This is a genomic window from Virgibacillus sp. L01 (genome assembly GCF_052246775.1).
Taxonomy (GTDB): Bacteria; Bacillota; Bacilli; order Bacillales; family Amphibacillaceae; genus Lentibacillus.
The window spans coordinates 202,042-224,523 of sequence record NZ_JBQQCP010000005.1 but is presented as its reverse complement, the minus strand read 5'-3'; the positions used below and the strand labels follow the sequence as shown (position 1 = coordinate 224,523).

The following is a 22,482-nucleotide window of genomic DNA, read 5'->3' as shown; positions in this document are numbered from 1 at the left end:
TTCGCCTTTACAAATAAAGATTAATTTTATATAGTATAGATACCTAATAATTCTAGGTAGGTGAAAAACATGTTTAATCGTGAGCTTGTGAAAGGGAGTACGTCCCTGCTTGTTCTGCAATTGTTGAATGAACGAGACATGTATGGTTATGAGCTGGTTAAAGAGATGGACTTGCGAAGTGACCATCATTTCCAAATAAAAGAGGGAACGTTGTATCCTGCGCTACATAAGTTGGAGAAGCAGGAATACATTGATTATTACTGGGAAAATCGGGAAAAGGGCCCGGCCCGTAAATATTATTGTATTACATCCCAAGGCAAGGAAATTCTTGATGAACGAACGAATGAATGGCACCGTTACGTTCAGGTAATGAACAACCTGATTCGGAGAAATGAATCGTGACGTTAAAAGATCAAAGGTTCTTCCTGGAGTTATCTGAGGAAATCGGGAATCACCCCGATAAGCAGGAGATCCTGGCAGATTATGAAATGCATGTATATGAGATGCTGCAGGAAGAGTCTATTGATGATAAAAATTTATATAGTGAATTAGTTAAAAGGTTGGGGACACCTCAGGAAATTGCTCAAATATGGAAGCAAGAGACAACAATTACGCCAAAAAAAACACAATGGTTATTTGTCCTCATTAATGCTGGGATTTTTATTGGCGGAGCTCTTCTCACACTCAGCTACAATATTTTTCATTGGAACTGGGCGGAATTACTTTGGGAAAACCTGATAAATATACCTTTTATTATTATGCTGTTATACATATTGTTCTGGGGACTTATAGGTTATGAAATTGGGAAAGAATTTGGTCATGGTGGATACAGGTTATTGCAAAAAACGTTTCTTTTTTCAATTGTGCCAAACATATTATTTATGTACTTAATTATTTTTAAAATTATTCCGTACACATGGTTTCAGCCGCTTTTAAGTTTTCGGTTTATTGTAGTTTGTATTGTTTTCACCGCATTTCTTTATCCTGTCAGCATGGTTGGTTATCGGTGGGGAAAGAAAGTATCTGTATAAATGGGCTGATGGTCTTTTATGGAGTCAGTCCTGATAAGATATATATTTTTTTACCTATGTACATAGAATTACGATGTATATAGAATAACATTGTATTGGTGGGGTATTATGGATATTAAAGTTCAACAAAAAGATTGGTTGTTTTTGCTTGTTTGCTTAGGGTTGGGGATTCTGGCGGAGCTTAGTTTTTTTCATGGAAGTATAGGTGTTTCGTATCTGGTGTTTATCGCTGGATTATATGCTGTCGTGTTTCTTCGCTTTCGTCTTACATTTACCCATCGAAGGATCGGTCTGCTTGTCATGGTGGCTATCTGGCTGCTAGCTGCAAGTTATCTGTTGTACGATAATTTCCTTTTCTATAGCCTTAATAGTTTTATCATACCGGTGTTAGTCTTTTTCCATATTGTCTTAATAACAAGCCCGAACAAATTAAGGTGGAGCACACCAGTGTTCGTGACGCTCCTTACAAATAAACTAGGTGAAGGGATTAAATACAGCTCATCTTTTTGTAATAAAGGGTTTCGTAGAGTGTTTAAGAATATGGATGAACAAACAGCTCAAACGGTGAAGCGAATTTTGATCGGGGTAATAATTGGGCTTCCGCTGCTTTTGATAATAACAGGATTGTTAATGTCGGCAGATGCTGTGTTTCAGGATATCGTGTTACGCTTTCAGCGCTATATCGTACAGCTTAATTTTCTGGAAGGAGCCTTTCGTTTTGTAATTGTAATCGTTTTGACCTTTGTATTTTTTGGTGTCTTTCAGGTTCTGCATGGACGTCCGAATCCAAAAGCATCTGATTATGATACAGAAGAATGGAATGTGCGCTGGAACAGTGTTACAGCAATAACTATTCTGGTCTTGCTTAATTCTGTGTACGTTCTATTCGCAGCGATTCAATTTAAGTACTTTTTCAGTAATGGGTTACAGGAAGGCTTAACATTTGCCGAATATGCAAGGCGAGGGTTTTTTGAGCTAATAATTGTTACTTTAATTAACTGGACGATACTAATAAGTTGTTTAAAACTAATAGATGAAAAACGTAAATCATTGAAGATAACCATTAAGATTATGTATTCACTGCTGATCGGTGTAAGCTGTGTTATGCTTGCATCCGCTTATCAACGTCTAAGTATGTATGAAGCGGCATATGGATTTACATTGGACCGGATTCTTGCACATGCATTTATGGTATTTTTGATCGTAATTTTTGCTTACACACTAATTAAAGTGTGGGTCGAACGGTTATCATTACTGCATTTCTACTTAATTGTAGGGTTATTGTTTTATACCGGGTTAAATGTTATCCATATTGAAAAAATCATTGTCGATAACAACCTGGAACGCTATGAACGTACTGAAAAAATAGATATACACTATTTAAATTCGTTATCTTACACTGGTGTGAATGGGTTAATTGAATTATATGAAAAAAATCCAGAATATCCGCAATTGGAAAAGGTGCTGGCTAACCGAATAGAGTGGGAAGAGAGACGTTCTGAAGGCTCATGGCAATCCTTCAACTTCATGAAACAAGAGGTAACACAAAAGCTACGGGAACTTGAACTTAAGGAGGAGAGCAGATGAATTCATATGTACCAAAACATGTTGCCATTATGATGGACGGAAATGGCCGGTGGGGTAAAGCAAGAGGACTCAGCCGGAGTGAAGGTCATTTTGCAGGTGCAAAAACAATGGAGAAGATTATTGATGCCAGCATAGAATTAGATATTAAAATACTTACATTGTATGCATTCTCTTCAGAAAACTGGTCACGACCAAAGCATGAAGTTAGTTACTTAATGCATTTACCGGTAAAATTTTTTAATCAAAAGTTGCCTGAATTTATGAGAAGAAATATTAAGATACTAATTTCCGGAAACATGGCAGATCTACCAGAACTAACGAGGAAGGCACTTGTAAAGGCAGTCGAGGAAACAAAAAATAATGATGGGCTTATCGTGAACTTCGCGTTTAATTATGGTGGTAGAGCTGATATCCTCCAGGCAGTCAGAAAAGTAATTCAAGAGGTTCAAAACGAGCATACAGCTTGGGATAATGTGAGTGAAGAAATGATTCAGCAACATTTATACACGAAGGATCTGCCAGACCCGGAACTTGTTATTCGTACTGGCGGAGAGAAAAGAGTAAGTAACTTTCTGTTATGGCAATCCTCCATGTCAGAACTGTACTTTTCAGATGCTTATTTTCCTGATTTTAATAAGGAGCTACTTTGTGATGCAATTAATGAATTGCAAAGGAAGAATTCAATTCTGAACTATAGTTAAAAATACAGCTGTCATCAGATGTGGAATCTGGTGGCAGCTTTTTCGGTTATTATTTCTGTTTCGTGGCTTGAGTCATCTGGTGCCAAATAGATCCTTTGGCTTCTTCCCCGCCTTCAATTCTGGCCAGTGCCATCTTAACTTGCATACGCACTTCAAATTCCGGGTCCTCCAGAGCTTCCTTTAATGCAGGTATGGCAGTTTCGTCCCCAACTTCATATAAATACATAGCTGCACGCCAGCGGACAATGCGGCTTTTATCCTTAAGTGAGTTGATCATTTCTGGGATTGCATCTTTAAATCCTAAGTCTGACAAACAATCACCGGCAGTGCGTCGTACGTTAACAGCTTTATCTTGGAGTGCTTTATATAAATATGGAAGTACTTCGGGTTGTTCAATCATACCCAAATATGCTGTTGCAAGACGACGGACAGATGCCTTCTCATCATCAAGTGCTTTATCTAATATAGGAAGGTCATCAACGATGGGATCCATCCTGTCCAGTGCGGCATAACGATCCTTCCAGTTTGGCTTATCAAGCATATCGAGTGTAACCTTTTTCCGTGGAGCTGACTTCTGATCACTGGCTGTTTCATTTGCTTTAGCGAGTTTAACTAGCTCTGCTATGCGCTCGGAATCATAGGTTGCTTCTATTTCGTCAACAACCTCCTGACCAATTTCCTCCACTTCGCCATAACGTGGGCTTTGTTCTATCCACTTTCTTTCCATTAACATATTCTCAGAAGCGACTGATGCTTCCATTGTAGCGTTCATAAACCGTTCAGGGAGCCCAAAGCGGTGCTCATTATCCCCTTCTTCCAGCTTTACTTGCATTGGGATGTACCGGAATTTCTGGATAAAAACTTTTACTTCCCCAAAGTTTTCTTCGGTTGATGCAGCTTCGCCTGTTAAACTATCTGAATTCTCTTCAGAAGATCCTAATACGGTACGAACTTCCGGCAAAATTTCCTCCCATGGAACGCGCGGATTGCGTTCAAGTGCGATAAAATCGATGACACGGTAAAGGCCTTTGACCCCGTTTACAGTAAACAGTTTCTGTACATAATCAGGAGCATGGGTGACGTCGTCATTCAGTTTATAATTTTCTGTTTGTCCATCAGTTAACTGTTCGTCCACGTTTATTTTCATAGAATAAGGGCTTGGTGTTGGTTCAATTGATACAATCTTCATTTTGATTCCCCCTCGACAGATTATCCTATGCTGATTCTAACAAAGATCAATTGGATAATCCATTCGATTGAAAAGGCTGTTGCGTAAATTAAAATCAAAATTAGTCGAAGCGGATCCTCATTCCGCTAAATAGCAGAAAAAGTGCTCTCGGAAGGGTGAGACGGATCCTCGTTCCGTTAAAAGCAGAAAATCAGCCAAATTTGAGGCAAAAATGACAAATAGCGGAATGAGGATTCATCCCCATGCTTAAAACGAGGGTTTTCAAGGAAATAACGGAATGAGGATCCGCCGAACCAGGAACTGGATCCACACTCTGTTAAATCATGCAAACCTCACATGATAGGTGTTCATTTTACTAATTAGAGTTCTCTTTAACCGAATCAGCTGATTTATCTTTTTCAAACAAAACAAGTAATCCTGGCATTAATACACCGCGTATCAGGAAAGTATCGAGCAGAATTCCTACGGCCACGATAAACCCGAACACGAATAATAACTGTATCGGCTGTGTCATCAGCACGGCAAAAGTGGCTGCTAAGATTAGCCCGGCAGATGAAATAACACCACCTGTATTGGCAACTGCAATTTCTACCGCTTTTTTGACAGGATGATGTTTTTTTTCTTCCATAAATCGTGAAACAAGAATAATATTATAATCAATTCCCAATGCGACCAGGAATACAAAGGAATAGAGTGGGACCCTGTTACTGATCGTACCTATATCAAAGAATAAACTGCTTAGAAAGACGCCTAAACCTAACGCTGCAACAAATGACACTAAGATAGTTCCCATCATGTAAATAGGCATCTTAATTGATCTCGTCAAGAAAATTAACATGATAAAGATCAGAAGTGTTTCTAACAGAACAATTACGAGCAGATCTCGGTTGTTGATGGAACGATCATCTACAGACGAAGCAGTTTCACCTGCAAAATACAGCTCGCCGCTAAGATTGCTTTCATCCAGAATTTGCTCGGAATTATTTCGGATTTTTTCTAATGCATCCATTGTTTCTACTGAATATGGATTTTTTTCAAACGTCATGCTGTAAGAAATAACTGATTCACTATCAGCTGTACCGTTGACTCGAACATTATTTATGAGTGGCTGATCTGTCAGGTTTTCTGCTAATTCTCTCCTGCTGTCCTCGGAAATTGTGTTCTTTGTTTCAAATAAGACAGTTGTTGGTGCTAAGTCACCTGCCTGAAACTTTTCTTCGAGAATCTCATAACCTTCTCTGGAAGGCATATCTTCAGGGAAAGACTTTAATGTATTAAACTCATATTCTATATTAAAAATATTACTTGCTGAAACAAGCAGAATGATACTAATAGCTGCGACTGAAATAATTGGCTTTCTAGTAACAAACCGACCAACCTTGCTCCAAAGGGAACTTGATTTTACTTGTGAATCTCCAACTCGTGGTATTACTGGCCAGAAAGACTTTCTTCCAAAAATAGCAAATAGGGCTGGAACAAGTGTTACCGAAGCAAGCATGACAATAAAGATTGTTGTACCAAAGGTTGGTGCAAAGTTTTTATAATCACCAAACTCAGCGAAGAAAAGGATTAGCATGGCTGCTAAAACGGTAGCCCCAGAATAAAATACAGGTATACCGGTTCCTCGCATTGCCAGTTTCATTGCGTTCTGTTTATTCTCATGACTCTTCAGTTCCTCTCGGTATCGTGAGAAAACAAATAACGAATAATCGATAACCGCTGCAAATAAGAGGATTGTCATGATTGACAGGGACTGAGAAGTCATGATTAATCCAGCTTTCCCCATTAGACCTAATGTTTGCATGACGACTTCATAGACAAAGGCTGTTGCTAATAATGGAATTAATGCAAGTAATGGTGAACGATAGATAACAACCAATAATACTAAAATAATTCCAACAGTTGATAAAATAAGAACAATATCTGCTCTGGAAAATAAGTCATTTGTATCTGTCGCAATTCCAGCCGGCCCTGTTACATATAAACTCATATCCGTATGTTGCTCTGTCAACGTATAGATCGTATCTAATGATGATTTAATTTCAGTAGTTTCCAAAGAGCCATCAAAAGTCAGTGGTATTAATGCAGTAGTTCCATCATCAGAAAAGAAATTTTCAGCTGCCTGAGGCGGTAATTTAGTTAGTGGAACGATTTCCTTTACGCCTTTAATGTCTTCTTCCTGGATAGTTGATAAGAACTCTCCAAGCTCAGATTGTTCAACTTCACCTTCACTTGCCTGAAAAACCAGTAAGGCAGGGGTGCCATCACTGTTTTCAAAGTATTTATCAACTTTTTCCTGAGCAATAATAGACTGAGCATCATCGGGAAGGGTTTGAATACTAGATACTTCATAATCCTTTGCGCTAGGAGCAAATACTGCTAATAACATGGCTGCAATGAGCCAAACTCCAACAGTAATCCACATTCCCTTTTTAGTGCTAACGCGGTCTGTAACATAGTGTATAAATGTTTTCATGCCTAATACTCCCTTTAAAAAGAATAAAGTAACGCTTGTGTCACTTTTGGTGATAAAAAAACGATAGTGAAGTACTCTTATTATTAATCAACGAGACATAAACGTCAATTACTTATCAGTGAATACCATGACTTATTAACTCTTTAACAGATCTTACCCATTCCGTTTGAGGTATATCGGAATGATTAGGGATATCAACCGATTGAAAAATAAAACCTAACATTAATTCATCTTTTATGGATGGATTTAACAATTGTTCTTTTCGACCTTGCTGGATAAAGCTCTGAAGAACGGAGTACATTTCCTGATGAAGTTTTTCTAAATATACTTTCTTTACTCTTATGTTTTCACTGATGGTTGCAGTGATCTGGTATGAAAACCCAAGTACCTGATGTATTTTATTATGTTTAAACATTAGTTTAATCAGAAAATCAAATTGTGAATCGAAGTGATCATAATTGTTGATCTCTTTCAACTCAGCTAAAAATCGGTTCATTTCAAAAATCATGTAATCCATAATTAGCTCTTCTTTATTTTCATAATACTTGTATAATGCACCTCTGGACACCTTTAACTCATCAGCTAACAGACTGAAGGTAAACCCTTCATAGCCATTATTCAAAAGTATATGTTTTGCAGCATTATATAATGTCTTGTCGGAAAACTTGCGTTCGCGCGCCATGTAATCACCTCAAATATAATTATACCTTAAAAACTATATAGGAATAAAATTTTTATTTTAAAGAAAAATAGCATCTGTAGGTATGACTAAGTTAAGGGAGGAGAAAAGGCAGATGGCAATTCCGCGTGAAAAAGGCTTGGATAATAGCTTGGCCCTGTTATTAGAAGGGTATAAATATATTCCAAATAGACGCACCAGTTTCCAATCGGACATTTTTGAGACACGTTTAATGGGCTGTCAAAAAGTAATTTGTATAGGTGGAAAAGAGGCGGCAGAGGTATTCTATGATAATGAAAAATTCCGTCGGCAAGGGGCAGCACCAAAGCGAATCCAAAAAACATTATTGGGTGAAAATGGTGTGCAAACATTAGATGGAGTTGGACATAAACATCGGAAAAAATTATTTATGTCGTTAATGACTCCAGAGCGCATAGATGACCTTACCGAAATAACCAGTAGACAGTGGCGAATCGCTATTGAAAACTGGGAGCAAAAAAAAGAAGTTGTGCTGTTCGATGCAGCCAGGGAAATTATGTGTCGCATCGCTTGTGAATGGGCTGGTGTACCATTGTGGGCAAAAGAATTACAACAGCGGACGACTGATCTTTCAGCAATGATTGATGCATTTGGAGCCGTTGGACCCAGACATTGGCGGGGAAGACAAGCACGGAAAAAGTCTGAACAGTGGATTCAGAGAATTATACAACAGGTTCGGCAAGGTCAGTTAATGCCCCATGAGGATACAGCTTTATATGCAATGTCATGGCATAGTAACTTAGATGGAAAACTGTTGAACATACAAATGGCGGCGGTAGAGTTACTCAACATTTTAAGGCCAATAGTGGCGATAGCTCGATATGTAACATTTGGTGCACTAGCAATGTATAATAATCCCGAGTTAAAAGCCAAATTGCAGACAGATCGTGAGGAATACAGCCAGATGTTTGTACAGGAGGTCCGTCGTTTTTATCCATTTGGTCCATTTTTAGGCGCGAAAGTACGGAGTGATTTTTATTGGAATGGGTATAACTTCACGAATGGAACCCTTGTGTTGCTTGATATTTATGGAACGAATCATGACCCGGATTTATGGGAGGAGCCCGGAAAATTTAAGCCAGAGCGATTTAAGGGTTGGCAAGGAAGTCCTTTTAGTTTTATTCCGCAAGGTGGAGGAGAATACGATATTGGACATCGCTGTGCCGGTGAGTGGGTGACAATTGAAGTTATGAAAGTAAGCTTGAATTTTTTAGCGAACCGAATTGATTATCAGGTTCCAAAGCAAAATTTAAACTATAATTTGGTAAGAATGCCGCCAATACCTAAGAGCAGGTTTGTGATACGAAAGGTTAAACAAAAGTAATCACTATTTTAATCATAATTATTTTTCTCTCCAGTTTGTTACTAGGACAATCATCTGATGAATACGATGGTATGTAGTAGCACAAACAAATTGGGGGAGAAAAAATGAAGATTCATGTGGTTGAACGTGGTGATTCACTTTGGCAGATAGCTCGTAGCTATGGTTCGAAAATAAATCAGATTGAATTACTTAATCAATTGGATGATCCTAATACACTTGTGGTAGGGCAGGCACTTGTTATTCCTGACCCGAACCGTGAGTATGTTATTAATGCTGGTGATAATTTATGGGCGATTTCAAATATGTTTGATGTGTCCGTTCAGGAATTGGCAGAGGTTAATAATATTACGAATCCTTCACTAATTTATGTTGGCCAAATGTTGGAGCTTCCTTATTTCCCTCACATCGTAAAAGCTGGTGAATACATCTGGTCAATTGCCGAACGCTATGGCGTAACTTCTGAGCAAATCATTCAAACAAATAATATGGAAGATCCAGGGTTAATTTTTCCTGGTCAAACGTTACGTATTCCGGTCGCTGATAAGCCGGTAGCTGAAGTGAATGCTTATACTACCCAGTTGAATGAGCGGGGCGGACAGGAAGTTCTAGCCTTAGGAAGATACTTCACCTATCTTTCACCATTCACCTATAGTATTACGGATGATGGAACACTCACAGAATTACAGGATCAAATAGTTTTGGAGGCCGCAAGAGCAACTAATGTGGCTCCACTTTTAGTGCTGACAAACATAACAGGTGATGGATTTGATTCAGATGTGGTAGCCAATATCCTTCGTAATCCAGTTTTGCAAGATACATTGATTACTAATCTGTTAGAAAAAATGAATGCCAAAGGTTATCGAGGAGTAAACTTTGATTTCGAATATGTTTATCCGGAAGACCGGGAGAATTATAACAACTTTTTACGGCGTGTAGTTGCCCGGTTACATCCAGAAGGGTACTTGGTCTCCACAGCCTTGGCACCAAAGGATAAAGCTGATCAAGAGGGATTGCTTTATGAAGCTCATGATTATGCTGCCCACGGGGGAATTGTCGATTTCGTCATTGTAATGACCTATGAATGGGGATGGGCCGGCGGCAGACCGTGGGCGATTGCCCCAATTAATGAAGTGCGTGAGGTACTGGATTATGCGGTAACAGTAATTCCTCGCGAAAAGATTCTAATGGGAGTTCCCTTATATGGTCGTGATTGGGAGATTCCGTGGGTGGAAGGAACGATTGCCACAACGGTAAGTCCAAAAGAAGCAGTTCAGTTAGCTGAAGCGTATGGTGTAGCCATTCAATATGATGAAACATATCAATCTCCTTATTTCACCTATGTTGATGAGACTGGACAGGAGCACGAAGTATGGTTCGAGGACGCGCGTAGTGTTCAGGCTAAATACGATACCATTAAGGAATATGGCCTTAGAGGCCCCAGTTATTGGGTGCTCGGAAGTGAATTCCCTCAAAACTGGGCAGTACTGCAGGATAATTTTGCTGTTAGGAAGTTGTAGATATATAGTTTTAAGTAAAAACTTTGAATGGGAGTATATCTTTTCAAAGGTTTTTTTTTGGGGAGTTAAGCAAACGAGATTCCTAAATAATTATAGAAGGAATTTGCAAAAATTTGTTGAATAGATAATAGGAATATGAACTTATTTATTAGGAGGAATTTGAATGAGTAGGAGTCTAATGAGAATTGGGACATCATATATTCCAGTACAGGATATTGAATTGTCAGCCGAATGGTATGTAAACATTGGTGCAGTACTTAATTATCAGGATAAGGAAAAGGCGATACTAGAATTAGCTAATCAGAGTATCTTCCTGGTTAAGTCTAGCGAAAAACAAAGTGCTAACTTTAATGACATTGATGGAAAGGAACATTTCTCACTTACATTTGAAGTTAACGGAATGGATGCACTAACAACATTACATAGGGAATTTAAGGAAAAAGGAATAACAGTAGGTGAAATAGAAGATAGAGGTCATGCGGGAAAGAACTTTGTTTTTCTAGACTTGGACGGAAATATGTTTGATGTATGGAGTGAATTAAGTCCCATATTTAAAGAGAAATATGGGATTAACTGAAGGGGAGGAACTTTAATGAAAAGTCCAATAAAAAACAAGATTAATCTAGTATTTATACCAGTAAGGGATATTGAAAAATCGAAGGATTGGTATTCAAAAATGTTAGGAATTGAAGATGGTGAAGTTATGTTTGAGCATCTATTTGTGGCCAAAATGGATGGAACTGGGATGATCCTGGATACGATGCCAATGTGGCGGGATGAAAATGGGGAAGTTGCTACTTTAAATGTCCCTGTTATTCAGTTTGGTACAGATGATATACATGCATCTTATCAATTTATGAAAAACAATGGTGTCGAGCTAGTCACGGAAATTGAACATAATCATTTCTTCGTGTTTAAGGACCCTGATGGTAATAAATTAATGGTATGTCAGGATTAAGCAGTCAGTATCGGCCAGAATTAAATCGATTCTGGTCGAATATGTTCCCCTCCTTTACCCCCTCCGTATGATAATTTACCAGTCGAAATCGACAAATTTAGATATGAACTATGGGAACTAACAGAAATCTTATGCTAAACTAGAAAACAAGAAATTAAATCAGACAACAATCAAGAAGGGACAAGCATAGTATGGATTTTATGAAGAAAGAGGATTGGGAACAGGTTCGGGATATTTTTATAGAGGGTATTAACACGGGCAACGCGACATTTGAAACGAAGGCACCAACGTGGGAAGAGTGGGATAGTGGCCATTTTTCAGTGTCCAGACTTGTTGCCCGGGAAGGAAATGATGTAATCGGTTGGGCAGCATTAAGTCCAATCTCTACAAGAGAAGCGCATTCAGGTGTTGGTGAAGTTAGTATTTATATTAGTGAGCGCAGCATCGGTAAAGGGATTGGAACTAAGCTTATGGAAGAATTAATTAACTCGAGTGAAATGAACGGTTTTTGGACGTTACAAACTAATATTTTTCCTGAGAATGAAACAAGTATTAAGTTACATAAAAAGTTTGGCTTTAGCGAGGTTGGAGTTCGGAAACGTCTTGGAAAGTTAAATGGAGTGTGGCGGGACGTGGTGCTCCTGGAACGACGCAGCAGTGTGGTTGGGGATGACTGACATACCAAGTAACGACCAAAATTTTCGAAAAAAAGTGCCGAGAGTCGGGTGACAGGCAGCCCACCCTATTCAAGCTTCTTCAGGAGCAGCTGGCTGAATTTTTTTTCGTCTTCGGTGGTGTATGCTTTTGGGCCTTTTGTCCGCTTACCGCTTTTGCGGGCCATGGCACTTGCATAACGTGTTTGCAATAGCTTATCGATATTGTCGTTTGAGTATTCGAATCCCTTGTGATGAAGGACAGTACATCCTTTTGCAAGACCAAGCGATGCTAAGCCATAATCTTGTGTGATAATCATATCATTCTTTTGTGCGAGCTTCATAATTCGGTAATCTGCAGCTTCTGCGCCAGTATCAACATAAATTGTTTTAACGCCTGGCTGTTCATCACTATGTGAAAAATGAGCAAAGCTTTTAACAAGAATCACTTCTATATTATGATTTGCCGCAATTGATATAATCGTTTCTTTAACCGGACATGCATCGGCATCAACGTATATTTTCATTGAATTCTCTCCTAAATTTTTTATGTTTACAGTTACGAAAGTATAATACTTTTCTGCATATGCAACTATAAGGGTTGTACTCCATGGTACAAGGGATTCTTTGAAAGCAAAATACTTCTTTTTATGAATCCCCTTTAACAATGCAAGTTTTCCAAGAATCGATAGTGATGATAATAACAGCATAGCAGTTTGTCAAATTATTAACCACCTTGTTCGGGTAACGGGTTCCGTTTCTTATCAACTTAAATCGATTATAGCAGGAATGGGCGGGCAGGGAACGGAATATAATCACATAAACTTGTGAAGTGGATCGTGGTTCCGCTAAATCGGTGAAAAATCCGTCCCGGAAAGTTGAACCGGTTCCTGGTTCCGTTATTTACCCAATAACAATGAAAAATGTGGGTGAAAAGGGTAAATAGCGGAATGAGGATTACATAACACGATAAAAATAGGCTTTTTTTAAGAAATAGTGGAATGAGGATCCGCCAAATCAGGAGAGACACAAACCTTTTTAATGAAGAAGTGAAATCTCAGTTATTGAACTGAGATTTTTTATTGTTAATTACAAATACAGGGCAATTAGTTATACCAATTTGGCTGTATCTTGCAATGCATCCCGGATTTTGCGATAGGTATAAGAACCGTTCTTATGCGAGTTGTTTTTAACGAATGCCAAGTTTTCTTATGTTGATTTATTTTGAAGAGTGTAATACACTACATTACACAACTAATGCACTGACTCACGTAAAGGGGGCAAGCTTGATGATTAATACGGATGGTCCTAAACCAATATATATACAAATCTCCGAGTGGATTGAGACTGAAATATTGAATGGTAATTTTGAAAAAGACAAGAAAGTACATTCCCAATACAAGCTTGCTGAAATGTTTAACATTAACCCGGCTACTGCAGCAAAAGGATTAAATATACTATTTGAACAAGAAATCCTATATAACAAACGAGGGTTAGGTAAATTTGTTTCAACTAATGCACGAAAAATCATCCTGGACAAACGAAAAAACCAGACATTAAAAGGACTCATACAAGAGGTTGTACTTGAGTCTGAACGATTGGATGTAAGCGAAGAAGAAGTAATAGAGATGATCAAATCAATTAAGGGGGATGCGAAGTGAAGGTTGTTGAATGTAATGAATTGACTAAAATGCATGGGAAACGAAAGGCTTTAGACAATTTATCTGTGACGATTGAAGAAAACAAGATTACAGGCTTGATAGGGAAGAATGGTGCAGGAAAGACAACTCTTCTAAAAATTTTGGCAGGCTTCTGGGCTGAATCGTCAGGGCAAGTAAATGTTTTATCAAACAGACCTTTTAATAGCCTCTTCGTTTCAGCAAACACCGTTTTCGTTGATGACCAAATGAACTTTCCTACAGCATTAACGTTAAAAGAAATTCTCGAGCAAGCTGGAGAGTTTTATGAAAAATGGGATATGGATCTGGCACTTCGACTTTTTGGTTATTTTTCATTTGATTCCAAGCAGATTCATAACAACCTGTCAAAAGGTAAACGGAGCACTTTCAATATGATTATCGGATTAGCATCCAGGTGTTCGCTAACCATTTTTGATGAACCAACAACTGGAATGGATGCAGCAGTTCGGAAAGACTTTTATCGTGCATTATTGAAGGATTATCTGGTGCACCCGCGTTCCATTATTATTTCAAGTCATTATTTGGATGAACTTGAAGTCGTTCTGGAGGATGTTTTACTTATTGAAATGGGTTCGAATCTTCTTCATATGCCAATTGAGGAACTGAAGGAATATGCAGTTGGATTAAGCGGCGGCTCTGAACAGGTTGATGGATGGATATCTGACAAAGATGTTCTTCATACAAATACAGTAGGGCTGGACAGTAAATACGCTGCAGTGAAGAACGATTTTCCGAGCGAGGTCTTGGAGCAAATTAAACGGAACGGTGTGGAAGTGTCATCCGTAAGCTCTAGTGATTTGTGTGTATATTTGACTCAAACTACGACGGGAGGAATAGATGATGTCTTTGACAGATCCTAGTTTGGCAGTAGTAGTGAGAAAACAAATACAGTTTAAAATGAAGTCCTGTATTGGGATGTTTAGTACGTTGGTAATCCTCCAATTGTTAGCGCTGCTTTTCTCATTAGGTGGATCGGGGATGTTGGGTGGTTCCAGGTCGATGATTTCTTATGAAATAAACTATTATTCTATTGATATTATTGTGGTGTTCACAATCCTATGGGCATTCATCAATGCTATTCTAATCAAGACAAAAGCTTATCGGGAAGATGATTTTGCATTTGTAACAAATAGGGTGAGCAGCAATTTATCCAATATCGTATTTTTGTTTATTGGAAGTATAGTTGGCGGGATTACGGCAGCCTTATCTGGTTACTTATTAAGAATCGCTATATACTTTCTGTTTGATGATAACCAGCAAATGATTTATTCGAGCACTGGATATAATTTAATGGACTTGCTTGTGGGAACGATTGCAATGATATTGCTGATTTTCCTATTCAGCAGTTTTGGCTATATCATTGGTACACTGGTTCATCTTCATAAGGCATTTACATATATAGTTCCTGTTGCCATTTTGGGTTTTATGTTTTTATTTGAAGTAAGTACAGAGTTCCATGTGTTAATGGAAATCGGTAGTTTTTATTTTGGTGAAGATTCATTTTGGCTATTTGGCGGCAAGGCAATCATTACGTTGGTATTATTTTTTGCTGGTTCAATGATGATTTCTAATCAATTGGAGGTTAGATAATGAGTATAATTGGGTTGACGCCGATCATATTACTCGTTTTTATAGTAGGTTTAGTTGTTCTGGTCGTAGTTAGGACCAAACGGATTGGGTTAAAAAGTAGTAAGTTCAGTTATGTCAATAGGGTAAAATGGATGTTCACAGCTTATATGGCTCTGTTACTTGTTTCTGCAGGAGCATTTTATGTCCTTCCAAAGGATACCAGTTTAATGGCTGAAGAAACAAATATAAACAAGGGCTCGAATTTTTCTTTATATGAATGGTCAGACAAGGGAAAGATTGATAGCGTTGACCATTCATATATCAAAGAAACTTGGGAATATAACATTGATGGAAGTGATCTAAATCTAAAAACACCCTCTCCAAACGAAATGGCTATATTTGTAGAGGTGAACGATGCGTTGCAACAAACTGTTAAAGTGGCCTACTATCAAACTCCAATTATTATTGAAGGTATTAATTTATCAAGCCGTGTGCACTTGCCGCATATAGATTTTTCAAATAATAACATGACAGTAACGGAACCGGAACCTGTTGAGGTGAATTTTGGAACGTATAAGGAATCATTTATCGCGAGCCAGTTTAGTGAGGAAGGTTGGATGGATGGGGCGTTTTCATCAAGTGATGCCACTAGATCAAGTCAACATTTACTATACATTCAAATTCCCGAAGACATTGATATAAACTATGATCAGAATGTTTTTGTTGAGTTAGTTGGTGCAGGAGAAGGTTAATAAAACGCAATTTATTATAACTTCAAAACCTTGAAATCATTCCTGAATAAACAGAGCACACACTTTTGTTATTAATAAAGTGTGTACTCTGTTTTTGGTTTATTCTGGTGTTGTATTTTTTTCTGAGTAATAATCGTACGTATCCATGGCTAAGGTAACTCCTTGGGAAAAAGCGGCGCCCCCGCCTAATGCTGCGCTAATTGCGATGGTCTCCATGATTTCATCCTCGGAACATCCGTGTTGAACGGCACCTTTTGTATGGTACATAATACAATATTCATCCTGTGCATAAATACTAATTCCGAGTGCCATTAGCTGTTTTTCTTTTTTATCCATCGCGCCTTCCTCAAAACATGATTCGGTGAAATCAAAGTACCCCTGTGTCATTTTTGGCAACTTCTTTTGAAGGCGACTACTGCCTTCTTTGTAGTCTAGAATGGATTGATCAAAATAATTAGCAAAGTCATCCTCTGAATGTATTTCCATGATTTTTTCACTCCATTACTGTATTTAGGTCCATTTAGTATTTTTTATTATGGCTAGGGAAACATACATGGTATTAGTTGGTACTAATTCTGCATGATTAAATAAGTAAATAGTTGACGGATTACCCGGGCAAAACTATAATACAAAACTATGTAAGAAAAAAATTGAGCAAGCTGATGGTTGTAAGAGGTAGTCCTTTATAAATGTATGATTAAATAAGTGATCACTTTTCCATCCAACGGTCTGTAATGACTAGGTTTTCTAATGATGTTATAGACACTTGCTCCTAAAAAAATTAGGAGGAAAAGCGTGCAAGAAAACAAGAAAGTTAAAACAGATTGGACAGTATTTGCAGTAAGTGGCGGATTCTTAATTTTATTTATTATTTTATCCTTCATTGATAGTAAGATGGTAGGAGGCTGGATTAATACTTTATTCGGTTATTCTGCTGATCTCTTCGGAGCGTACTGGCAACTTTTATTATTCGGAAACTTTGTGATTGGCATATTCTTAGCCTTTTCAAGATATGGAAAAGTTCGGTTAGGAAATTTGGATAAGCCGAAATATAGTTATTATCGCTGGGTTGCTATGATATTGGTTACACTGCTGGCAAGTGGTGGGATCTTTTGGGCTGCTGCTGAGCCGATGTACCATTATATGGCTGAACCACCATTATTTGGCGGTGGTGAATTTTCTAATATTCCGGCTGCATTTGCACAAGCATTTTTCCATTGGGGATTTGCTGCCTGGGCAATTTTAGGAACACTGGCTACAATTGTAATGATGTATGTTCACTACACCAGAGGTTTTCCAATGCGTCCAAGGTCACTGCTGTTTCCCATTTTTGGTGAAAAAATATTCCATAAAAGTATTCTTGGTTCAACAGCTGATATTGTTTCGATTATAGCGACCGCAGCAGGAACTTTAGGCCCGCTAGGATTCCTTGGTTTACAAATTTCATATGGGCTTAATCATCTATTTAACATTCCTAATACAGTGACAACGAGTATTATGGTTGTAGTTGTTCTGGTTATCATTGCAGCAATTTCTGCTGCCACAGGAGTAGATAGAGGAATTCTTTTGCTAAGCCGTCTAAATGTTGGAATGACAATTGTGTTAGGAACTATTGTACTTATTATTGGACCAACATTGTTTATAATTGATGCGTTCGTCGGAGGAATGGGTTTTCAATTACAAAACTTCTTTACGATGAGTTTCTATCGCGGTGATGATGCATGGCTTGGGTTATGGACTATATTTTTCTGGGGCTGGTTTATCGGCTATGGTCCAATGCTTATTATATTTATTAGTCGCATTTCTCGTGGGAGAACAATACGGGACTTAATTATCGCAGTGTCCATTGTTGCCCCGCTTGTTACGAATTTTTGGTTCTCGGTTGTTGGTGGAACGGGAGTATTTTTCGAAATAGAGAATCCTGGATCAGTCTCCGGCGCTTTAAATGAAGCGGGTATGCCTGCTGCAGTAATGGCGATAATGGACCAACTGCCGATGGGAACCGTTATGGCAGTCCTGTTTTTAATAATATCGGTCATATTTGTTGCAACTACAACAGATACGATGTCATATACAATAGCTGTAACCTTAACAGGAAATGACCATCCTCAACGTTGGCTGCGGGTTTTCTGGGCATTAATTTTTGGTGGTACGACAATGATGATATTGACAATTGGCGAAGGGAGTATAACGGCTATTCAAAATTCAATCGTTATAACTGCGGTGCCAGTATCAATTCTCTTATTGCCGCCACTGTGGACCGCTCCGAGAATAGCCAGGAAAATGGCATTGAAACAAGGTCTTATTTGGGAACGGCCCAGAAGGAAGTCTAACTAAATAAATAATTGGCAATGGAGTACTTACCCGGTACTCCATTTTTTGGTTACAAAAGTAAATTTATATAAATAATGCCTGTTTTTTGTTATAATTGGATTATCAAGGGAGGCGTCACGGGTGAGTGAATCGAGGAAGTTACAAAAAGAAGCAATGCACATGCTAAAGCTAACGAGTAGAACTTTTTACATACCAATTAGTTTGCTCAAACCGAACCTGAAGAAAACTGTTGCTTCCGCATATTTATGTATGCGGGCGGTTGATGAAATTGAGGATCATGAAGAATTGGATTCGGAAACAAAGCAACGATTACTTCGGTCTACCAGTGAACTTTTGAAGAGCGATTTTGATCAACAAGCATACCGTGAATTGTTAAAAACCTATGAATCACTTCTGCCTGAAGTGACGTTACGTTTAGGTGATTGGATATCTATTTGTCCACCTGATATTGTGGAAGAAGTAAAAAAATCTACAGGTATTATGGCAGATGGAATGGCAAAATGGGCAGAAAAGGATTGGCATATAGAAACTAAAGAGGATTTGGATGATTATACGTATTACGTAGCTGGGTTAGTTGGTGTCATGCTTTCTGATATATGGAGATGGTATGATGGAACCGAGACTGATCATGACTTGGCTATAGGGTATGGTCGTGGCTTGCAAGCCGTTAATATATTGCGAAACCAGGGTGAGGATAGCGAACGTGGTGTGAATTTTGTTCCGAATGGCTGGAATAGAGACGACATGTTTCGATACACCGAAAACAATCTCGCCAAGGCTGATGAATATATGAAGGATATTCATACGCGGAATATCCAGCTGTTTTGTCAAATTCCATTAGCATTAGCCAAAAGAACTGTTAAAGCATTAAAAGAAGGACGGGAGAAAATATCCCGAAATGAAGTGGAAACGATTGTAGAAGATATTAAAAATGATTAAATGGAGGTCACTATTCTAAGGGAATGGGGACTTTATTTCGTAGTTTACCAGCAATCCATCTGAAAAGCAGGTTAAAGTGGCCGTTTGCGGGTTCTATTTTGGGAGAGATAAATGCTAATAACATTAGAAATCACATCATAATTAGCATACATTTCGCCCCTATTTTTGAAGAATCCATTTTTAAACGGAATGAGAGAATCCGGTTGACTATTAGGCGGATCCTCATTCCGTTATTTCCTTGAAAACACTCGTTTTGGGCTTGGGTTCGGATCCTCATTCCGCTATTTGTGATTTCTGACTCAAATTTGGCTGATTTTCTGCTAATAACGGAACGAGGATCCGTCTCACCCTTCCGAGAGCACCTTTTCAGTTATTTAGCGGAATGAGGATCCACTTCGACTGTTTGGCGGATCCTCATCGTTACCGTTTGAACGGCCACTTTTAATTTTTACTTATCGAGCAAGGTTTTGACTCCCAAATATAGGATGGTAAGGGAAAAAACAATTACCGCAATTCCTCCTATTATTTGAAAGAAAGTGGCTATACCTGCAGTAATTACTGAAGATGTCGGTATATTCGCAAGTGCAAAGCCAGCTAAAATACATGCCAAATATAGCAATACTGTTTGATGCATTAGAAATCCTCCCTTCGTTTACTGTATTTGAGCAAGGGAAGGATCATTCGACAATAGCTGATAAAAGCCGGGATGTGACAGGAGCTAATAGCACTGAAATGATTCAATTCTGTCTAAATCAACTCCATAGTAAACCCACCTGTTTCTGTTCCACCTGAATCCAGCGATTGAGTTTCTTCCAACAAAGACTGGGAAAAACCAAAAGGCATCCCGTCTTAGCCAGATATACGTGAACTGGTAAAGGCAGCGCCGGATTGCTCCTGGATCGATTGCATAGACGCCGAACTGTTGGGATTGTATGGTTTGCGGTTGTGAAGGTGTAAATGATGGGGGCGGGGTACTAGGTGGACCGGCAGATGGTTGCCCACCCTGAAACCCGGGTGGCCCGCCTCCAGTCTGTCCGGGTGGTCCCCCGAATGGCGGTCCTCCACCTGGGGGGCCGAATTGTTGCCCGCCACCAGGAAATCCGGAAAATAAGCCGTCCAGCATCCCTGGAAAATTAAATTGTCTTTCATCTCCATATGGTGGTTGATCATGATTCATGATTTAATGTCCTCCTCTAAAAAGTCCTTCCTTTTACTATATGGGGATACGTCCAATTTTGTATGGGCAGCTGACAATTCTCAATAGTATTAAATATGTGGATATACAGTAAAATTTGACCTTGTGAATAAGATAGAATAGTGGTAAGATTATCCTCTTTCGAATAAATAAGGTGAAGAGTGATTCTTTCTCTCTTCAGTTTGTTAAATATCTCTGTAATACTTACGCAAGCTAAGAACGAACCAATGTTTATTTTTTCAAAGGAGATTTTTTGTATGGATAAGGATAATCAATCAACCAAATATGAGTATTTAGCTGAAAATCCCAATGTGAAAGTTATGCCTATTATGCTTTCTTTGATCATTGGGGCTTTCTTTGCCATTTTAAATGAGACATTACTTAATATTGCGCTGTCAACATTAATGGATGAGTTCGGTATTTCTGTAACTACTGTCCAATGGATGGCGACAGGATTTTTATTAGTAATGGGAGTTGTCACACCAGCGTCGGCAGTATTATTGCAATGGTTTTCGACAAGGCAGTTATTTTTGGGAACGATGGTTATATTTTCGATTGGAACGACGATTTGTGCTGCCGCTCCCACGTTTCCTGTTCTACTGGCGGGCAGGTTAATTCAAGCGATTGGAACTGGACTGCTTATACCCATCATTTTTAATGTATTCTTATTAATATTCCCACCAGCACGCCGTGGAAAAGTAATGGGTTTTGTTGGCCTCGTCATAATGTTCGCTCCTGCAATTGGACCAACACTATCAGGAGTAATTGTTGATCATTTGGGCTGGCGTTTTTTATTTATCACCGTAATTCCATTTGCATTATTTTCTATAGCGTTTGCCTATCGATATTTGATTAATGTATCAGAAGTTACCAAACCAAAAATAGATGTTTTATCACTTATTTTTTCTACTGTTGGATTTGGTGGTATCGTGTTCGGATTTAGTTCAGTAGGTGAAGGTGAGACCGGATTTCTAAACCCTGTTGTGTACATCCCAATTGTCTTGGGAGTCGTGGCTCTGATATTCTTTTCAATAAGGCAATTTAAACTTGAAGACCCATTACTGAACCTGCGGGTGTTTAGATTCCCTATGTATTCACATGCAATTATCCTATTTTTAATTATTATTATGGCAATGTTTTCTTCTGAGATTATCCTGCCAATGTTTATGCAAGGACCGTTGGGAGTCACACCAGCAACGGCTGGTTTAATACTGCTGCCTGGTGCAATTCTGAATGGATTGATGTCACCTGTTATGGGACATTTATTTGATAAGTTTGGACCTAGGTTATTGCTAATACCTGCTTCAGCTGTGTTATGCGGAACAATGTTTATGATGAGCAGGCTGGATATGAATACACCGATATGGATGATTATTGTTGGGTATATCTTACTAATGCTTTCTGTCTCGGCTATGATGATGCCGGCTGAAACAAATGGCTTAAATCAGCTTCCTAAACATTTGTATCCGCATGGCACTGCGGTTATGACCACATTACAGCCTGTTGCAGGCGCAATTGGAGTTTCTGTATTCATCAGCATTATGAGTGCAAGACAAAATAGTTATCTAACACATGCTGCTGATCCGGGAAATCCTATTACAATAAGTGAGTCGATGGTTGCAGGTGTTGAACTTGTATATTTTATAGGATTTGTGTTAGCTGCCGTTGCCTTTATTATGGCGTTGTTTGTGTATCGTGCGCAGCCGACAGAATTGGAAGATTTACCATCAGATAATAAATAATCAAAAGCCGCTGTTCATTCGAATAGCGGCTTTTTTAATAAAGTTCGTTGCTACTGATATAATGCTGTGATCCTTATAAAAAACGGAAAGAGCTTTT

The 22,482-nt window shown here is 38.6% G+C and carries 23 protein-coding genes; 16 read left to right on the top strand and 7 right to left on the bottom strand.

Going from position 1 to position 22,482, the window contains the following annotated elements:
- Nucleotides 1–69 precede the first annotated feature (69 nt).
- From ACTWQM_RS11660 to ACTWQM_RS11645, 4 genes are all read left to right on the top strand, one after another.
- Nucleotides 70–402, top strand: coding sequence for a PadR family transcriptional regulator (locus ACTWQM_RS11660; protein WP_209481625.1), 333 nt, complete (start codon nt 70–72; stop codon nt 400–402).
- Nucleotides 399–1,031 (top strand): HAAS signaling domain-containing protein, encoded by a 633-nt coding sequence (locus tag ACTWQM_RS11655; protein ID WP_443258323.1) that lies wholly within the window; start codon nt 399–401, stop codon nt 1,029–1,031. The genes ACTWQM_RS11660 and ACTWQM_RS11655 overlap by 4 nt, the downstream gene beginning before the upstream one ends.
- Before the next feature lie 108 nt (nt 1,032–1,139).
- Nucleotides 1,140–2,618, top strand: coding sequence for a DUF4153 domain-containing protein (locus tag ACTWQM_RS11650; protein ID WP_443258322.1), 1,479 nt, complete (start codon nt 1,140–1,142; stop codon nt 2,616–2,618).
- Entirely contained in the window at nt 2,615–3,319 is a 705-nt protein-coding gene (locus tag ACTWQM_RS11645) for an isoprenyl transferase (RefSeq protein WP_443258321.1), read from the top strand. The genes ACTWQM_RS11650 and ACTWQM_RS11645 overlap by 4 nt, the downstream gene beginning before the upstream one ends.
- 49 nt (nt 3,320–3,368) lie before the next feature.
- Here the strand turns inward: ACTWQM_RS11645 and ACTWQM_RS11640 are convergent, their stop codons facing one another.
- The 3 genes from ACTWQM_RS11640 to ACTWQM_RS11630 all read right to left on the bottom strand — a co-directional run bounded on the left by ACTWQM_RS11640 (nt 3,369) and on the right by ACTWQM_RS11630 (nt 7,666).
- Nucleotides 3,369–4,508, bottom strand: coding sequence for a conserved virulence factor C family protein (locus ACTWQM_RS11640; RefSeq protein ID WP_443258320.1), 1,140 nt, complete (start codon nt 4,506–4,508; stop codon nt 3,369–3,371).
- A 355-nt stretch (nt 4,509–4,863) separates the two neighbouring features.
- Nucleotides 4,864–6,984, bottom strand: coding sequence for an MMPL family transporter (locus tag ACTWQM_RS11635; RefSeq protein WP_443258319.1), 2,121 nt, complete (start codon nt 6,982–6,984; stop codon nt 4,864–4,866).
- Nucleotides 6,985–7,099: 115 nt separating this feature from the next.
- A complete protein-coding gene (locus ACTWQM_RS11630) occupies nt 7,100–7,666 on the bottom strand; it encodes a TetR/AcrR family transcriptional regulator (RefSeq protein WP_443258318.1) in 567 nt (188 codons plus the stop codon).
- A 112-nt stretch (nt 7,667–7,778) separates the two neighbouring features.
- On the opposite strand from ACTWQM_RS11630, the gene ACTWQM_RS11625 reads away from it, so the two are divergent.
- The 5 genes from ACTWQM_RS11625 (at nt 7,779) to ACTWQM_RS11605 (ending at nt 12,178) form a co-directional block, all read left to right on the top strand.
- Nucleotides 7,779–9,026: a cytochrome P450 gene (locus ACTWQM_RS11625; RefSeq protein ID WP_443258317.1), complete on the top strand. Its 1,248-nt coding sequence runs from the start codon at nt 7,779–7,781 to the stop codon at nt 9,024–9,026.
- Nucleotides 9,027–9,130: 104 nt separating this feature from the next.
- Nucleotides 9,131–10,543 (top strand): LysM peptidoglycan-binding domain-containing protein, encoded by a 1,413-nt coding sequence (locus tag ACTWQM_RS11620; protein ID WP_443258316.1) that lies wholly within the window; start codon nt 9,131–9,133, stop codon nt 10,541–10,543.
- A gap of 163 nt (nt 10,544–10,706) precedes the next feature.
- Nucleotides 10,707–11,120, top strand: coding sequence for a VOC family protein (locus ACTWQM_RS11615; RefSeq protein WP_443258315.1), 414 nt, complete (start codon nt 10,707–10,709; stop codon nt 11,118–11,120).
- A 15-nt stretch (nt 11,121–11,135) separates the two neighbouring features.
- Nucleotides 11,136–11,501 carry a VOC family protein gene (locus tag ACTWQM_RS11610; protein WP_443258314.1) on the top strand — a complete coding sequence of 122 codons (366 nt, stop codon included), beginning with the start codon at nt 11,136–11,138 and terminating at the stop codon, nt 11,499–11,501.
- A gap of 200 nt (nt 11,502–11,701) precedes the next feature.
- Nucleotides 11,702–12,178, top strand: a complete 477-nt coding sequence (locus ACTWQM_RS11605) for a GNAT family N-acetyltransferase (RefSeq protein WP_443258313.1) — start codon at nt 11,702–11,704, stop codon at nt 12,176–12,178.
- Between the two features lie 65 nt (nt 12,179–12,243).
- Here ACTWQM_RS11605 and ACTWQM_RS11600 read toward each other — a convergent pair whose 3' ends face one another.
- Nucleotides 12,244–12,681 carry a YaiI/YqxD family protein gene (locus tag ACTWQM_RS11600; RefSeq protein WP_443258312.1) on the bottom strand — a complete coding sequence of 146 codons (438 nt, stop codon included), beginning with the start codon at nt 12,679–12,681 and terminating at the stop codon, nt 12,244–12,246.
- Nucleotides 12,682–13,440: 759 nt separating this feature from the next.
- Here ACTWQM_RS11600 and ACTWQM_RS11595 point away from each other — a divergent pair.
- Genes ACTWQM_RS11595 through ACTWQM_RS11580 form a run of 4 tightly spaced genes read left to right on the top strand, consistent with a single transcriptional unit; the run spans nt 13,441 to nt 16,175 of the window.
- A complete protein-coding gene (locus ACTWQM_RS11595; RefSeq protein WP_443258311.1) occupies nt 13,441–13,815 on the top strand; it encodes a GntR family transcriptional regulator in 375 nt (124 codons plus the stop codon).
- Nucleotides 13,812–14,714: an ATP-binding cassette domain-containing protein gene (locus tag ACTWQM_RS11590; RefSeq protein ID WP_443258310.1), complete on the top strand. Its 903-nt coding sequence runs from the start codon at nt 13,812–13,814 to the stop codon at nt 14,712–14,714. The genes ACTWQM_RS11595 and ACTWQM_RS11590 overlap by 4 nt, the downstream gene beginning before the upstream one ends.
- Nucleotides 14,695–15,444, top strand: a complete 750-nt coding sequence (locus tag ACTWQM_RS11585; protein ID WP_443258309.1) for a hypothetical protein — start codon at nt 14,695–14,697, stop codon at nt 15,442–15,444. The genes ACTWQM_RS11590 and ACTWQM_RS11585 overlap by 20 nt, the downstream gene beginning before the upstream one ends.
- Complete coding sequence (locus ACTWQM_RS11580) at nt 15,444–16,175, top strand: hypothetical protein (RefSeq protein WP_443258308.1); 732 nt, start codon at nt 15,444–15,446, stop codon at nt 16,173–16,175. Before ACTWQM_RS11585 ends, ACTWQM_RS11580 begins: the two co-directional genes overlap by 1 nt.
- 99 nt (nt 16,176–16,274) lie before the next feature.
- Here ACTWQM_RS11580 and ACTWQM_RS11575 read toward each other — a convergent pair whose 3' ends face one another.
- Nucleotides 16,275–16,661 carry a carboxymuconolactone decarboxylase family protein gene (locus tag ACTWQM_RS11575; RefSeq protein WP_443258307.1) on the bottom strand — a complete coding sequence of 129 codons (387 nt, stop codon included), beginning with the start codon at nt 16,659–16,661 and terminating at the stop codon, nt 16,275–16,277.
- A 309-nt stretch (nt 16,662–16,970) separates the two neighbouring features.
- On the opposite strand from ACTWQM_RS11575, the gene ACTWQM_RS11570 reads away from it, so the two are divergent.
- Nucleotides 16,971–18,512, top strand: coding sequence for a BCCT family transporter (locus ACTWQM_RS11570; RefSeq protein ID WP_443258306.1), 1,542 nt, complete (start codon nt 16,971–16,973; stop codon nt 18,510–18,512).
- Between the two features lie 117 nt (nt 18,513–18,629).
- A complete protein-coding gene (locus ACTWQM_RS11565) occupies nt 18,630–19,448 on the top strand; it encodes a squalene/phytoene synthase family protein (RefSeq protein WP_443258305.1) in 819 nt (272 codons plus the stop codon).
- 448 nt (nt 19,449–19,896) lie between these two features.
- Here the strand turns inward: ACTWQM_RS11565 and ACTWQM_RS11560 are convergent, their stop codons facing one another.
- Both ACTWQM_RS11560 and ACTWQM_RS11555 read right to left on the bottom strand, forming a co-directional pair.
- Nucleotides 19,897–20,082: a hypothetical protein gene (locus ACTWQM_RS11560; protein ID WP_443258304.1), complete on the bottom strand. Its 186-nt coding sequence runs from the start codon at nt 20,080–20,082 to the stop codon at nt 19,897–19,899.
- A gap of 84 nt (nt 20,083–20,166) precedes the next feature.
- Nucleotides 20,167–20,625, bottom strand: a complete 459-nt coding sequence (locus ACTWQM_RS11555) for a hypothetical protein (RefSeq protein ID WP_443258303.1) — start codon at nt 20,623–20,625, stop codon at nt 20,167–20,169.
- Between the two features lie 275 nt (nt 20,626–20,900).
- On the opposite strand from ACTWQM_RS11555, the gene ACTWQM_RS11550 reads away from it, so the two are divergent.
- Nucleotides 20,901–22,385 (top strand): MDR family MFS transporter, encoded by a 1,485-nt coding sequence (locus tag ACTWQM_RS11550; RefSeq protein ID WP_443258302.1) that lies wholly within the window; start codon nt 20,901–20,903, stop codon nt 22,383–22,385.
- Nucleotides 22,386–22,482 lie beyond the last annotated feature (97 nt).